Below are 12,694 nucleotides of genomic sequence, written 5' to 3' on the forward strand. Positions count from 1 at the left end.
GTCGCACATTTTCCCTGGATGACGCCTGCATGGAACTGAAGAACGATCGATTTCTGCGCGCTCTCGCGCGTCAACCGGTGGATCGCACTCCGGTCTGGATGATGCGCCAGGCCGGTCGCTACCTGCCGGAGTACAAGGAAGTGCGCGCCCAGGCGGGAAGCTTCATGGACCTGTGTCGTGATACCGCCCGCGCCTGTGAGGTCACCCTGCAGCCGCTGGAACGCTATCCGCTGGACGCCGCCATCCTGTTCTCCGATATTCTGACCATCCCCGATGCCATGGGGCTGGGCTTGTACTTCGAGACCGGCGAGGGTCCCAAGTTCCGCAAGCCAGTGCGCAGCGCAGAAGACGTGGCCGCGCTGACGGCGCCCGACGCCGAACGCGACCTCGACTACGTGATGCGCGCGGTCTCGACCATCCGTCGCGAGCTCAACGGTCGGGTGCCGCTGATCGGTTTCTCCGGCAGCCCCTGGACCCTGGCGACCTATATGGTCGAAGGCGCCTCCAGCAAGGACTTTCGCCACGTCAAGGGCATGCTCTACTCAAGCCCCGACGTGATGCATCAGCTGCTCGATACCCTGGCCACCGCGGTGACCGACTACCTCAATGCGCAGATCCGAGCTGGCGCACAGGCGGTACAGATCTTCGATACCTGGGGAGGGACGCTGTCCACGCCGGCCTATCGCGAGTTCTCGCTGCGCTACATGGAACAGATCGTGGCGGGGCTGATTCGCGAACAGGATGGGCGCCGGGTACCGGTGATCCTGTTCACCAAGAACGGCGGCCAGTGGCTCGAGGATCTGGCCGACACCGGCGCCGACGCCCTGGGGCTGGACTGGACCACTGAACTGTCCAGCGCGCGCAGCCGGGTGGGCCGCAAGGTGGCACTGCAGGGCAACATGGACCCCAATGTGCTGTTCGCCAACCCTTCGGCGATTCGTGCCGAGGTCGGCCGTATCCTCGACAGCTACGGTCACGGCCCGGGCCACATCTTCAATCTCGGCCACGGCATCAGCCAGTTCACCGACCCCGACAACGTCACCGCCTTCATGGAGGCGCTGCACGAGTTGAGCCCGGCCTATCATGCCCAGATCGCCTCAGGCTGAAGTCTCGGGCAGGCGGTCTGTATTCGGGCGGTGGTGGTGGGGGCTGGCCGCCGCCGCCGCCCTGGTCATCGCCTGGGGCAGTCTGATGCCTGCCAGCGAATTGCCGGAAGACCTGCCCTGGGACAAGGCCAACCATCTGATCGCCTACGCCGGCCTGGCAACACTGCTGGCGTTGGCGAGCGGGCGCAGCGGGCTGTCCATGGCACTGGCGGTGGCCTACGGCGTCGCCATCGAGTTCGCCCAGATCCCGGTACCCGGGCGTCTTGGCGGCGATGTCTGGGACATCGTCGCCAATACCCTGGGTGCGGGGCTCGGTGTCGGGGCGGTCTGGCTGTGGCATCGAGGGCGCCAGCGCGCTCGCCGCTGATTCCCTTCCCGGATGACTCGACGGCGATGCCTGGGACGTCGTCGCCAACTTCCCATTGGTGCAGGGCTTGGTGTCGGGTCGGTCTGGCTGTGGTGCCAATGGCGCCAGCGCGCTCGCCGCTGATTCCCTTCCGCGAACTCGCCGCTGACTGCCTTCCCAAGTGACTCGGCGGCGATGCCTGGGACGTCGTCGCCAACTTCCCATGGGTGCGGGGCTCGGTGTCGGGGCGGTCTGGCTGTGGTGCCAATGGCGCCAGCGCGCTCGCCGCTGATTGCCTTCCCGGTCAAAGCGTCGACCGCGTCAGAGACTTGGCTCCTGGCGACTCGGCTTCTGGACCCTTTGTGATTCGGGCTCGCCGGTAGACGAACGGTTCAGGTCGAGGCCGGGCTCGCGATGTCCGCGTTTGCTCAGCGGTTCGGCCTTGCGCGTCACCCGAGCATCGCCGACCACCGCGTCGTCGTCCTCCAGCGGCCGGGCCTGGGAGGTCCAGGCCTTGTCGTCATCATGCACCGCCGGACGACGATCGTAGGAGCGGGTGACCACCGCGCCGGGGGCGAAGCCGGGCCGTTGACTGCCCAGGTGATGGGGCAGCAACCACAGCTCGGCCAGCAGGCGTAGTGCGACCATGGTCAGCAGGGTGAGGCCGGCGCCCAGCGCCAGGGGAGGCCAGCTCTCACTCCAGGTGGTCATGGCGACCCAGGGGGTGCGGGGGATCAGCCACCACAGACCGGCGGCGAGAACGCCGAGCTGGGCAATGAAATGACAGCTCAGCAGGGTGCGCCGGGCCAGTGGGGCGCGGGGAAAGAAGAACTGGCGCATGGTTGAGGTCCTCCAGCAGGGGAACTCGCAGGGCGCCAGGATGGGCGGCCCGCGAGTATCAGCGGTGCGGCGCAGGCAAAGGCGATAACCGGACAGGGCCGCAGGCCGCCGGGGCGTGTAACAGATGCCTGCATGCTACCCCAAAGGTGGCAGGGCTCGTCAGTGTCCGTGGAGGGCGACGCCGGTGTCGCCAATAACCACCAGTTGACGCTGCCGGGGTCCGTTGCCATGGTGACTTTGTACCGGTCATTGTGCCGGGAAGTCTGAACACAGGGAGGCGAGGACCGACCATGACGACGACTTATATCGTGGTAGCCGATGCGTCGCGTGCGCGAATCTTCACTCGGACAGGACGCAAGCTGAATGAAGTCGAGAGCCTGGTGCACGCCGAAGGGCGGCTCCACGAAGGCGATCTGGTGACCGACAAGGGCGGTGACGTTCATGAATCCAGTGCTACCGCCTCGCGTCAGGCTGGCGGCGAGGAGGTGGCGACCCAGCACCATGAAGTCATCTTTGCCCGAGAGGTAGCCGATCGACTGTATCGTGCCCGTGTCGACAACAGCATGGAAAAGCTGATCATGGTGGCGCCGCCGCGCTTTCTTGGCCACCTGCGCGACAAGCTCGATGCTCCCACCGCCAAACTGGTCATCCACTCCCTCTCCAAGGATCTGACCAAGGCCGACTGCGACAAGATCACCGACGCCGTCGACGATCTGCGCTGATCTGTGCCGCCCGCCGTCCGCGGCGGGCTCTCTCCTGCATAGCGCTAGTCGTTTCCGTTCAGGGCACCTGCGGCAGATCGATCTCGTCGCTGCGCTGGATCCCCTCCGTCATCTGCCGGCACTGGCGTAGAAATTCGCGCATGCCTGCGGTGAGGTACTTGTGACGGTGCCAGATAAAGGTGAACTGTCGACTCAGGTCCAGTTCCGGCGTGGGCAGTGGGGTCAGGCTGCCACGCCGAAAGGCGTCGCGCAGCGCCAGGCGTGAGACACAGCCGATTCCCAGCCCCGACTCCACCGCACGCTTGATGCCCTCGGTATGCTCCAGTTCGAGCAGGATATTGAAGCGACCACGCCGATGGCGGGCTGCCTGTTCGAGGGTCAGGCGCGTGCCTGAGCCCTCCTCTCGCATGATCCAGTCTTCACGCAGCAGGCGGTCGAGCTCCACCGGCCCGCGGTTGGCCAGCGGGTGACGGGGCGAACAGAACACCACCAGGTCGTCTTCGACCCAGGGCTGGGTGATGACCTCGTCCTCCTCGCACTGCCCCTCGATCAGCCCCAGGTCGAGCTGGTGATGGCGAACCGCATCGATGATCGAGCGAGTGTTGCGGACCTGCAGCCTTACCCGGCTGCCGGGGTGGCGCTGCATGAAGTCGCTGATCAACAGCGTCGCCAGATAGTTGCCGATGGTCAGGGTGGCGCCGACATCCAGATTGCCGATGCCTTGCTGGCCTCTGAGCAGTTCTTCCACTTCTTCGGCCCGATCGAGCAGGGCGACCGCCTTGGGCAGCAGCTGGAAGCCCAGTGCATTGAGCTTGAGGCGCTTGCCGATGCGATCGAGCAGCTGGCAGTCGAACTGGCGCTCGAGTTCGGACAGCGCGGTACTGGCCGCCGACTGCGACAGGGCCAGGGCGCGCGCCGCCTTGGACACGCTCTCGTGCTGGGCGACCGCAACAAAGACTTCCAGCTGTCGAAGGGTGTAGCGCATGGCACGGGCTCTCCGGCGCGATAGGGGTAAAGACGTCGGCGATGGACATCTATATCAATGAATTGGATAAGCGTTATCCATACAATCCATTTAACAGATAATATGGCCGGTCTTAGAATTATCCGCAAGACTTGATATCGGGCTTTATTCACTTCAGGAATAAGCCCACGCATTTTAAGGAGTTGGCATGAGCAAGTTTGCCCTGGAAGAAGTGCTGAGCGTTCATCACTGGAACGACTCCCTGTTCACCTTCCGCACGACCCGTGAGCGTAGCCTGCGTTTCAAGAACGGCCAGTTCGTGATGATCGGTCTCGAGGTCAACGGCAAGCCGCTGATGCGTGCCTACTCCGTGGCCAGCCCCAACTACGAGGACCACCTCGAGTTCTTCAGCATCAAGGTACCCGATGGTCCCCTGACCTCTCGCCTGCAGCACCTGCAAGTAGGCGATCAGATCATGGTCAGCCGCAAGCCTACCGGTACCCTGGTATGTGACGACCTGCTGCCTGGGCGCAATCTCTACATGCTGTCCACCGGCACCGGTCTGGCGCCCTTCCTCAGCCTGATCCAGGACCCCGAGGTTTACGAGCGCTTCGAAAAGGTAGTGCTGGTGCACGGCGTGCGCCACGTCAACGAGCTGGCCTACGCCGACTTCATCACCAAGGAGTTGCCGGCGCACGAGTACCTGGGCGAGGAGATCAGCGAGAAGCTGGTCTACTACCCCACCGTGACCCGTGAAGACTTCCACACCATGGGCCGCCTGACCGATCATATCCGCACCGGCAAGCTGACCGACGACAAGGGGCTTCCGCCCATCGATCCCAAGCAGGACCGGGCCATGATCTGCGGCAGCCCGGCCATGCTCGACGACACCAGCGCACTGCTCGACGAGCTCGGCTTCAATATTTCCCCGCGCATGGGCGAGCCCGGCGACTACGTCATCGAGCGTGCCTTCGTGGAGAAGTAAGACCCCACGACAGAACGCCGCAAACGACGACGCCGATGGCCACTTGCCATCGGCGTCGTCGTTGGTGCTGGCGGATTGAATCGCCTGGCCGGTGTGGCGGTGGTCAGTCGCCGAGAGCCTCGGCGATCTCGCGTTCGCCGTCCAGGAGTACCGTCTCGTGATTACGGATCTTTCGTTGCCCCAATAGATAGACCAGGGCCTGGGCCACGTTGGCTCGGGATATCTGGTTGTTGCCCCCGGTCTCGTCCAGCGACGTGGCTACGCGGCCGGTGGCGTCGTCGTCGGTGAGCCGGCCTGGCTTGACGATGACATGGTCCACCTTGCTGCTGCGCAGGTAGGCATCGGCAGCGAACTTGGCGGCCATGTAGGGCCTGAGCTTCTCCGGCGCCTGCAGCGGCTGCTCGGCGCGCATGGCGCTGACCATCAGCATGCGATCCAGCCCCTGGCGGCTGGCCTCGTCCGCCACCCGCGTAGCGGCGTAGAGGTCGATCAACAGTGTCTTGTCGGGCCCGGTGTTCGGGCCGGAGCCGGCGGTGAACAGCACCTGATCGCAACCTTCGAAGGCGGAGGCGAAGTCGTCCTCCAGGTCGGCGACGACCGTCCCGATACCTTGTTGCTCGAACCAGTCGCGTTGCTCGGCGCTACGGATCATGGCGCGAATCGGATGTCCCTGGCGGTGGGCGATGGCGCAGACCTGGCGGCCGATCTGGCCGTTGGCACCTATCACGAGTGTGGTCATGTCGGCCTCCTTGTCGATACCTGGAAATAACCATGGCGTCGATGGGGAAGACTTTCAACGGGGAGACTTTCAATGGGGAGGCGAATCGATGGCGACGCCGCCCGCAGGCCAGTACCCTGTGCGTCTTTCCCTCACCCACCCGCTCAGGAGCAGCGATGAATCCTCAGGACCTGGAACGCCTGGTTACCTTGCCGATGCCTTTCGGCAAGCATCAAGGCACCTTGATCGCCGATCTGCCCGGGCCTTACCTGGCGTGGTTTGCCCGGGTCGGGTTTCCCCCCGGAGAGATCGGACGCCTGCTGGCGCTGATGCACGAGATCGACCACAACGGCCTGAGCGACTTGCTGGAGCCGTTGCGACGCCGCGGCTGAGCGGCGCCACCTGGCGGGGAGAACCGGTCGCCGTCGTCAGACAGCGTCCTTGTCGGTCGAGGTCAGACAGCATCCTTGTCGGTCACGCCGGGTCGGATACGAATGACCTGCTCGAGGGGGGTGGCTGAAGACAGCTGCCATCGTCGGTCAGACAGCGTCCTTGTCGGTCTCGCCGGTACGGATACGAATGACCTGTTCCAGCGGGGTGACGAAGATCTTGCCATCACCGATCTTGCCGGTGTTGGCGACCTGGACGATGGCTTCGATGACCTGCTCGGTCATACCGTCGTCGACCGCCACCTCAAGCTTCACCTTGGGCAGAAAGTCGACCACGTACTCGGCTCCCCGGTACAGCTCGGTGTGGCCCTTCTGACGGCCAAAGCCCTTCACTTCAGTGACGGTGATGCCCTGAACACCGATCTCGGAGAGCGACTCGCGGACGTCGTCGAGCTTGAATGGCTTGATAATCGCGGTCACCAGTTTCATGGCGGGTTCCTCATCCTGTCCGTGTGGGGGCGGCGTCGGTCGTGCCTGGCGCCAACCCGTTGGCGGCGCGCCGTTGCGCCTGTCCTGACTAGTGTGACAAAGCATACCCCTGGCGAACAGCAATAAAAAAGGCCCCCGAAGGGGCCAGGAGGAGCACGCCAGCTCACTGGTGTCGCGGGTAAGCTCAGGCTTACTTCTTGGCGACGTTAAACTCGGGGTAGGCTTCGAGACCACATTCGGCCAGGTCGACGCCTTCGTATTCTTCTTCTTCGCTGACACGCACACCCATGATTGCCTTGATGATCAGCCACACGACCAGGCTAGCGGTGAAGACCCAGGCGAAGATGCCGATGATGCCGAGCATCTGTGCGCCGAAGGTGGCGTCGGCGTTGTTCAGCGGGACCGCCAGGACACCCCAGATACCGGCCACACCGTGGGCGGAGATGGCACCGACCGGATCGTCCAGGCGCAGCTTGTCGAGGACCACGATGGCGACCACCACCAGGACACCGCCGACTGCACCGATCAGGGTGGCGCCGAGGGCCGTGGAGGACAGCGGGTCGGCGGTAATGGAGACCAGGCCAGCGATGGCGCCGTTCAGGGCCATGGTCAGGTCGGCCTTGCGGAACCAGATCTTGGCCAGGATCAGCGCGGCGATGACACCCCCGGCGGCGGCAGCGTTGGTGTTCACCAGCACCTGGGCCATGTTGTTGGCGGAAGACACGTCGGAGAGCTTGAGCTCGGAGCCGCCGTTGAAGCCGAACCAGCCCAGCCACAGGACGAAGGTACCCAGGGTCGCCAGCGGCATGTTGGCACCGGGGATGGCGTAGATGGCGCCGTTCTTGCCGTACTTGCCCTTGCGCGGACCGAGCACCAGCACACCGGCCAGGGCTGCAGCGGCACCCGCCATGTGGACAATGCCGGAACCTGCGTAGTCGGAGAAGCCTGCTTCGGACAACCAGCCGCCGCCCCAGGTCCAGTAGCCGGAGACCGGGTAGATCACGGCGGTCATGACCACGGCGAAGGCCAGGAAGGCCCACAGCTTCATGCGCTCGGCGACAGCGCCGGAGACGATCGACATGGCGGTGGCCACGAACACGACCTGGAAGAAGAAGTCGGCGCGGGCCGAGTAGTAGGGTGCGTCTTCACCACCTGCCAGCACCGCATCGACGCTGTTTTCGGCGCCGATCAAGAAGCCGAGGTTGGGGATGAAGCCGCCGGCGTCGGAGGAGTACATCAGGGCGTAGCCCACCAGCAGATACATGGTGCAGGCGACCGCGAACAGCACGATGTTCTTGGTCAGAATCTCGGCGGTGTTCTTGGCTCGGACCAGGCCGGCCTCGAGCATGGCAAAGCCGGCGGCCATCCACATGACCAGGGCGCCGCAGATAAGGAAGTAGAAGGTGTCCAGCGCGTAGCTGAGTTCACTGATATCGACCATGGAAGTGTCTCGCTATATTTTTATCGGAAGTCGGGTCAGGGGACGGGGATCAGACCGCGTCGGAGCCGCGCTCGCCGGTGCGAATGCGGATGACGTCTTCCAGCGGCGTGACGAACACCTTGCCGTCACCGATCTTGCCGCTGTTGGCCGCGTTGCAGATGGCTTCCAGCACGCTGTCCAGTCGGGCCTCGTCGATCGCAACCTCGACCTTCACCTTGGGCAGAAAGTCGACGACATACTCGGCGCCGCGGTATAGCTCGGTGTGGCCCTTCTGGCGGCCGAAGCCCTTGACCTCGGTCACGGTGATGCCCTGGACGCCGTTGTCGGCCAGCGCCTCGCGGACGTCGTCCAGCTTGAAGGGCTTGATGATGGCGGTGATCAGTTTCATGGCATGGCTCCCTACGTGCATAAGGTGGCGGCTTGTGTCCGCTCGGTGCATGGATATCTATGCATAGCGATATACGTGCCATAAATTTGGCAAAAGCTTTGTTTACAATGGCTTGTGGTTGTTTTGGAAAGCGAGAAACGAAAAACACCCGCGAGTTTGCGGCACTGCATCAAAGTTAATGCACTGTTTTGGTGCTGGCGCGTATTGGTGGTGCGTCATTGGTGAGCATGTTGTGCTTGGTAGAGTGTTGGGCCGCGTGCTGCGTCGCGTGCCGGGGCGCGTGTAGGTATCAGGGAGTCGCCAATGCGCCGGGCGCCAATGGGCAAGGGCCACGAAGCATGCGTTGGGCGCCCGGCTTGCGTATCCTGTCGGCAACGGAGTTCCCATCGACGTTTCAAGGAGAGCCATCATGGTCAGTCAGGATCGCATCAGCCGTTTGGCACAGCAGATCGGCGAGCGCTTGCAGGGCGCCTCCCAGGCCCCGGAAGACATTCAGAAGGGGGTCCAGCAGGTGGTGCGTGGCGCCTTCGATCGTCTCGAACTGGTGTCACGCGAGGATTTCGACATCCTCATGGACGTGTTGCAGCGCACCCGCTCCCGGGTCGAGGCGCTGGAAAAGCAGGTGGCGGCGCTGGAGAGCCTGGTCGAGGAACGTGCAGCGCCCGCTGGCGAAGCGACCGCGGCGCCTGCCGTGGCCGAGGAAGCCGCCGAGGTGCCGGTGCCGCCGGTGCCGGAACAGGGCAAGCAGGACGAGGCGTCGAGCGGTTCAGCCGACAAGCCCTCCGCCTGAGGCTTCGGACGCAGAACATCACAAGATATGCCGGCCCGCCCTGGCGGGGGGCCGGTATGCGGCGCCGGTGAGGTGGGCGTGCTCTACTGGTCATGAGCCTTCCGTCAGGCAGGGAGCCCATGACGCTTGCCATCATTGCCACCCGTGCGGGACTGGGGCTGGACGCCCCCGAGGTGCAGGTCGAGGTACACCTGGCCAACGGCCTGCCGGGCATGACCCTGGTCGGCCTGCCCGAGACCGCAGTGCGCGAAAGCCGCGAACGGGTGCGCAGCGCCCTTGCCACCTGCGGCCTCGACTACCCGCTACGCCGTATTACCCTGAATCTTGCTCCCGCCGATCTGCCCAAGGAGGGTGGACGCTTCGATTTGCCCATCGCGCTGGGTCTGCTGGTGGCTTCCGGCCAGTTGCCCGCCGCCGCACTGGAGGGTGTCGAGTGTGCCGGCGAACTGGCCCTCGATGGCCGGTTGCGGCCGGTAGCCGGCATGCTGCCCTTCGCCATGGCCACCCGTCAGGCCGGGCGGCGCCTGATCCTGCCCGAGGCCAACGCCGATGAGGCGGCCCTGGTCAATGGACTGGAGGTGCTGCCGGCGGCGCACCTGCTCGACGTCGTCGCCCACCTGGTCGGGCGCATTCCCCTCGTTGCTCACCTACCCGCCGCACCGCCGCAAGACGGGCCTGCGGCGCTGGATCTGTGCGATGTGCGTGGCCAGTATCAGGCCCGGCGAGCGCTGGAGGTGGCGGCGGCGGGTGGGCACAACCTGCTGTTTGCCGGGCCGCCCGGCACCGGCAAGACGTTGCTGGCCAGCCGACTGCCCGGGCTCTTGCCGCCGCTTGGCGATGACGAGGCGCTGGAGGTAGCGGCGATTCGCTCGGTGTGCGCGCTTCCCCTGTCCGATGGCTTTGGCCGTCGTCCGTTTCGCTCGCCTCACCACACCGCCAGCGCGGTCTCGCTGGTCGGTGGCGGCTCACGTCCGCGGCCCGGCGAGATCTCGCTGGCCCATCGCGGCGTGCTGTTTCTCGACGAGCTGCCGGAGTTCAGTCGCCAGGTGCTGGAGGTGTTGCGCGAGCCGCTGGAAAGCGGCGAGATCCATATCGCCAGGGCCAGCCACGAACGACGATTTCCTGCTCGTTTTCAACTCGTTGCCGCAATGAATCCTTGCCCCTGCGGCCATCTGGGGGATCCGCGTCAGGACTGTGTATGCACCGCGTCCCAGATCCAGCGCTATCAGGCGCGCCTGTCCGGCCCCCTGCTAGATCGCATCGACCTGCAGGTGGAGGTGCCGGCGCTGCCGGTGGAACAGTTGACGTCGCATCAGCCGGGGGAAAGCACCGAGATGGTGCGCCGACGCGTGATGGCGGCGCGTCAGCGTCAGCAGCAGAGGGGGACGCTCAACGCCCAGCTCGCCGGCGCCGCGCTGGAGCGCGCCTGCGCCCTGGAGGTGGCCGAGCGCACCTGGCTGGCGCAATCGCTTGAGCGCCTGCGGCTGTCCGCCCGGGCCTACCACCGGGTGCTGCGGGTGGCGCTGACCCTGGCCGACCTGGCCGGGCGCGAGCGTCCGAGCCGTGATGATCTGATCGAGGCCATCGGCTATCGCCAGCTGGATCGACTGTTGCGCAAGGGCTGACGGGCGCCGCACGGTCGTTCCATGCACCCGTTATCGCCAGGCATAGTCCCTGCCCGGGTCCAGGCCTTGCCCGAGAAGTCGACGAGCGCAGGCACTTTTCAGCAAGCCCTAGAGCGCGTCGGCGTCGAAGGCGCCGCTAATGACCGTGGACCACAGCGCGGCACCGTCGCCGGGGCGGCGCAGGCGGAGTTCGAAGCGGTAGGGCAAAAGCTCGCGGTCAGACAGCGTCAGGCGTGGGCCATCGGCGATCAGTCGGCTATCGACCAGCCATTGATTGGTATCGGCGGCGGGGGTATCACCGGGCTGCCAGTCCAGCACCTGGGGGCCGTCGTCGATCGCCAGCAGGCCACGGGTCAGGCTCTCCTGGACGCGGCCGACGCCGAGCTCCAGCCTTTCGTCGACCTTGGGCGGGGACAGCAGCAGCACCTGATCGGCCAGGGTTTCCCCTGCCAGGGCCGGCGCCTCGGCGACCCTCTCGGCCGCCTGTTGGCCAAGGCCCAGCAGCGCCTGGCGCAGCGTCTCGGGGCGCTCGGGGGCGCTGGCACAGCCGGCCAGCCAGACCAGCAGCACCAGCGCCAGCCAGGGCAGCAAGGAGGCGTGGCTGCCGGCGCGGTGTACCGTCTGTCGGGTCAAGCGTCTGGGCATTGAGATGACATCCTTTTCGGTAGAGGCCCTTCACTGAGCTGTTGTTCCAGAAATTGGCGCACTTCGGCGAAAAGGTCCAGACGGATGGCCTCGGCCTCGTTGACCAGATGGTGGCGGGCTTGCGGGTGACAGCAGATGTGAGCGCCGGGAAACTTCTTGCCGAGTACCGCCAGATTCCAGGGCCCGTCCACCGTCAGGTCCTTCTCGCCTTGCAGGATCAGGGTCGGTAGCTGGCACGGGGGCAGCTGCATCAGGCGGGGCATCCAGCGGCGCATGGCGCTGACCCAGCCGGTGGGCAGGCGCACGGGCTGGAGCGGGTCCTGTTCGCGCAGAAAGGTGGCGAAGTCGTCATCATTGGTGTTCGCCCTAAACTTGCGCGGCACGCTGGAGACAAAGGGGCTGACCAGGCGATGGACCCAGGCTGCTCGGGTCCAGCCCCAGGGTCTGACCAGGGGCGCCAGCAGCACCAGCGCCGACCAGTGGCCGTCATCGCCCCGGCTCAGGGCATCGGTGGCCAGGATGGCGCCGCCGGTGCTCTGGCCGACGCCGACCCAAGGTCCCTGGGCCAGGCCGGCTTCGCTCAGGTGCTGCTGAAGCGTACGCAGGCAGTCGCCGTAGTCGGCAAAGTCGTCGATGTCGGCACGATCCCCACTGGACAGCCCGTGTCCCGGCAGATCCCACAGCACCACCGTGAGCTCGAGTTCCAGCAGCAGCTCGAGCAGGTGGCGGTACAGGCCCAGGTGGTCGTAGTAGCCGTGAACCACCACCGCGGTGCCCCGCGGGTGGGGCGGGCGCCATACCTGAGTCCACAGGCGGAAGCGTGGCGTCTCGATATTACCCGCGTGCAGCGTTACCCCTTCGGTGAGCAGGACATCGAGCCGATAGTGCGCCAGATAGCGTTCAAGGGTCGTTGCCATGGCCGGGGCGGCTGTCGCCACCAAGCCTTCGCCTTGTCTTGCCACCGGGGTCAGCCGTTCGATGGTCTCAAGGGGCGTGTAGTCGGTCATAGCGTCCTCCGCTGGGAAGGGGCGGTGGCGTGCGTTGCTCGGCACTCGGTTGTGCTGGGACGGCCAGATGGCGTGGAGGGTAGCGTCATCACCCTGCGCCTGGTTGCACCCTGACCGATCGTTGGCCACCTGCTTCTTCTGACACCGTCCGGAGGCCGTCGTTGCTCACCTGTGCCATGGAGGTATGGCCTTCGGCGTCAGATGAGGGAGTCGCCAGCACACGTCAACACCTTCCTGTC

15 protein-coding genes are annotated in these 12,694 nt (G+C 65.3%); 7 read left to right on the forward strand and 8 right to left on the reverse strand.

Annotation, left to right across the window (positions count from 1 at the left end; all coding sequences use genetic code 11):
• The first annotated feature begins 29 nt into the window (after window positions 1-29).
• Window positions 30-1,106: a uroporphyrinogen decarboxylase gene (gene hemE / locus NFI08_RS06270; RefSeq protein ID WP_108131917.1), complete on the forward strand. Its 1,077-nt coding sequence runs from the start codon at window positions 30-32 to the stop codon at window positions 1,104-1,106.
• On the forward strand, window positions 1,084-1,473 hold the full coding sequence (locus NFI08_RS06275; protein ID WP_108131881.1) for a VanZ family protein: 390 nt from the start codon (window positions 1,084-1,086) through the stop codon (window positions 1,471-1,473). Before hemE ends, NFI08_RS06275 begins: the two co-directional genes overlap by 23 nt.
• Before the next feature lie 300 nt (window positions 1,474-1,773).
• Here NFI08_RS06275 and NFI08_RS06280 read toward each other — a convergent pair whose 3' ends face one another.
• Window positions 1,774-2,292 carry a hypothetical protein gene (locus NFI08_RS06280; RefSeq protein WP_045993901.1) on the reverse strand — a complete coding sequence of 173 codons (519 nt, stop codon included), beginning with the start codon at window positions 2,290-2,292 and terminating at the stop codon, window positions 1,774-1,776.
• 290 nt (window positions 2,293-2,582) lie between these two features.
• Here NFI08_RS06280 and NFI08_RS06285 point away from each other — a divergent pair, with 290 nt between their 5' ends.
• Window positions 2,583-3,014 carry a host attachment protein gene (locus tag NFI08_RS06285; protein WP_045993902.1) on the forward strand — a complete coding sequence of 144 codons (432 nt, stop codon included), beginning with the start codon at window positions 2,583-2,585 and terminating at the stop codon, window positions 3,012-3,014.
• A 58-nt stretch (window positions 3,015-3,072) separates the two neighbouring features.
• Here the strand turns inward: NFI08_RS06285 and NFI08_RS06290 are convergent, their stop codons facing one another.
• Entirely contained in the window at window positions 3,073-3,999 is a 927-nt protein-coding gene (locus NFI08_RS06290; RefSeq protein ID WP_045993903.1) for a LysR family transcriptional regulator, read from the reverse strand.
• 187 nt (window positions 4,000-4,186) lie between these two features.
• On the opposite strand from NFI08_RS06290, the gene NFI08_RS06295 reads away from it, so the two are divergent.
• Window positions 4,187-4,963, forward strand: a complete 777-nt coding sequence (locus NFI08_RS06295; RefSeq protein ID WP_045993904.1) for a ferredoxin--NADP reductase — start codon at window positions 4,187-4,189, stop codon at window positions 4,961-4,963.
• A gap of 103 nt (window positions 4,964-5,066) precedes the next feature.
• Here NFI08_RS06295 and NFI08_RS06300 read toward each other — a convergent pair whose 3' ends face one another.
• A complete protein-coding gene (locus NFI08_RS06300) occupies window positions 5,067-5,702 on the reverse strand; it encodes an SDR family oxidoreductase (protein ID WP_349588089.1) in 636 nt (211 codons plus the stop codon).
• A gap of 155 nt (window positions 5,703-5,857) precedes the next feature.
• Between NFI08_RS06300 and NFI08_RS06305 the strand changes: the two genes are divergently transcribed.
• Complete coding sequence (locus tag NFI08_RS06305; protein WP_045993906.1) at window positions 5,858-6,073, forward strand: DUF3820 family protein; 216 nt, start codon at window positions 5,858-5,860, stop codon at window positions 6,071-6,073.
• A 147-nt stretch (window positions 6,074-6,220) separates the two neighbouring features.
• On the opposite strand, the gene glnK is transcribed toward NFI08_RS06305, so the two are convergent.
• From glnK to NFI08_RS06320, 3 genes are all read right to left on the reverse strand, one after another.
• The gene (gene glnK, locus NFI08_RS06310) at window positions 6,221-6,559 is read right to left on the reverse strand and encodes a P-II family nitrogen regulator (protein ID WP_045993907.1); all 339 of its coding nucleotides are present in this window, start codon (window positions 6,557-6,559) and stop codon (window positions 6,221-6,223) included.
• A 190-nt stretch (window positions 6,560-6,749) separates the two neighbouring features.
• Window positions 6,750-8,000, reverse strand: coding sequence for an ammonium transporter AmtB (locus NFI08_RS06315; protein ID WP_108131880.1), 1,251 nt, complete (start codon window positions 7,998-8,000; stop codon window positions 6,750-6,752).
• A 49-nt stretch (window positions 8,001-8,049) separates the two neighbouring features.
• Window positions 8,050-8,388: a P-II family nitrogen regulator gene (locus NFI08_RS06320; protein WP_045993909.1), complete on the reverse strand. Its 339-nt coding sequence runs from the start codon at window positions 8,386-8,388 to the stop codon at window positions 8,050-8,052.
• Between the two features lie 409 nt (window positions 8,389-8,797).
• Between NFI08_RS06320 and NFI08_RS06325 the strand changes: the two genes are divergently transcribed.
• Entirely contained in the window at window positions 8,798-9,178 is a 381-nt protein-coding gene (locus NFI08_RS06325) for an accessory factor UbiK family protein (RefSeq protein WP_045993910.1), read from the forward strand.
• A 119-nt stretch (window positions 9,179-9,297) separates the two neighbouring features.
• Window positions 9,298-10,803: a YifB family Mg chelatase-like AAA ATPase gene (locus NFI08_RS06330; RefSeq protein WP_349588095.1), complete on the forward strand. Its 1,506-nt coding sequence runs from the start codon at window positions 9,298-9,300 to the stop codon at window positions 10,801-10,803.
• Between the two features lie 108 nt (window positions 10,804-10,911).
• Here NFI08_RS06330 and NFI08_RS06335 read toward each other — a convergent pair whose 3' ends face one another.
• Together NFI08_RS06335 and NFI08_RS06340 are read right to left on the reverse strand one after the other, a co-directional pair.
• Window positions 10,912-11,448 carry a hypothetical protein gene (locus tag NFI08_RS06335; protein ID WP_240184265.1) on the reverse strand — a complete coding sequence of 179 codons (537 nt, stop codon included), beginning with the start codon at window positions 11,446-11,448 and terminating at the stop codon, window positions 10,912-10,914.
• Complete coding sequence (locus NFI08_RS06340; RefSeq protein ID WP_108449478.1) at window positions 11,433-12,455, reverse strand: alpha/beta hydrolase; 1,023 nt, start codon at window positions 12,453-12,455, stop codon at window positions 11,433-11,435. The genes NFI08_RS06335 and NFI08_RS06340 overlap by 16 nt, the downstream gene beginning before the upstream one ends.
• Window positions 12,456-12,694: the final 239 nt, after the last annotated feature.

It is taken from the genome of Halomonas sp. EF61, assembly GCF_040147045.1.
GTDB classification, from domain to species: Bacteria; Pseudomonadota; Gammaproteobacteria; order Pseudomonadales; family Halomonadaceae; genus Halomonas; species Halomonas litopenaei.

Bases quoted from the DNA above. Each gene is read 5' to 3' on its own strand.
- hemE (WP_108131917.1), top strand. From the start codon at position 30: ATGGAACTGAAGAACGATCGATTTCTGCGCGCTCTCGCGCGTCAACCG.
- NFI08_RS06275 (WP_108131881.1), top strand. From the start codon at position 1,084: ATGCCCAGATCGCCTCAGGCTGAAGTCTCGGGCAGGCGGTCTGTATTC.
- NFI08_RS06280 (WP_045993901.1), bottom strand. From the start codon at position 2,292: ATGCGCCAGTTCTTCTTTCCCCGCGCCCCACTGGCCCGGCGCACCCTG.
- NFI08_RS06285 (WP_045993902.1), top strand. From the start codon at position 2,583: ATGACGACGACTTATATCGTGGTAGCCGATGCGTCGCGTGCGCGAATC.
- NFI08_RS06290 (WP_045993903.1), bottom strand. From the start codon at position 3,999: ATGCGCTACACCCTTCGACAGCTGGAAGTCTTTGTTGCGGTCGCCCAG.
- NFI08_RS06295 (WP_045993904.1), top strand. From the start codon at position 4,187: ATGAGCAAGTTTGCCCTGGAAGAAGTGCTGAGCGTTCATCACTGGAAC.
- NFI08_RS06300 (WP_349588089.1), bottom strand. From the start codon at position 5,702: ATGACCACACTCGTGATAGGTGCCAACGGCCAGATCGGCCGCCAGGTC.
- NFI08_RS06305 (WP_045993906.1), top strand. From the start codon at position 5,858: ATGAATCCTCAGGACCTGGAACGCCTGGTTACCTTGCCGATGCCTTTC.
- glnK (WP_045993907.1), bottom strand. From the start codon at position 6,559: ATGAAACTGGTGACCGCGATTATCAAGCCATTCAAGCTCGACGACGTC.
- NFI08_RS06315 (WP_108131880.1), bottom strand. From the start codon at position 8,000: ATGGTCGATATCAGTGAACTCAGCTACGCGCTGGACACCTTCTACTTC.
- NFI08_RS06320 (WP_045993909.1), bottom strand. From the start codon at position 8,388: ATGAAACTGATCACCGCCATCATCAAGCCCTTCAAGCTGGACGACGTC.
- NFI08_RS06325 (WP_045993910.1), top strand. From the start codon at position 8,798: ATGGTCAGTCAGGATCGCATCAGCCGTTTGGCACAGCAGATCGGCGAG.
- NFI08_RS06330 (WP_349588095.1), top strand. From the start codon at position 9,298: ATGACGCTTGCCATCATTGCCACCCGTGCGGGACTGGGGCTGGACGCC.
- NFI08_RS06335 (WP_240184265.1), bottom strand. From the start codon at position 11,448: ATGCCCAGACGCTTGACCCGACAGACGGTACACCGCGCCGGCAGCCAC.
- NFI08_RS06340 (WP_108449478.1), bottom strand. From the start codon at position 12,455: ATGACCGACTACACGCCCCTTGAGACCATCGAACGGCTGACCCCGGTG.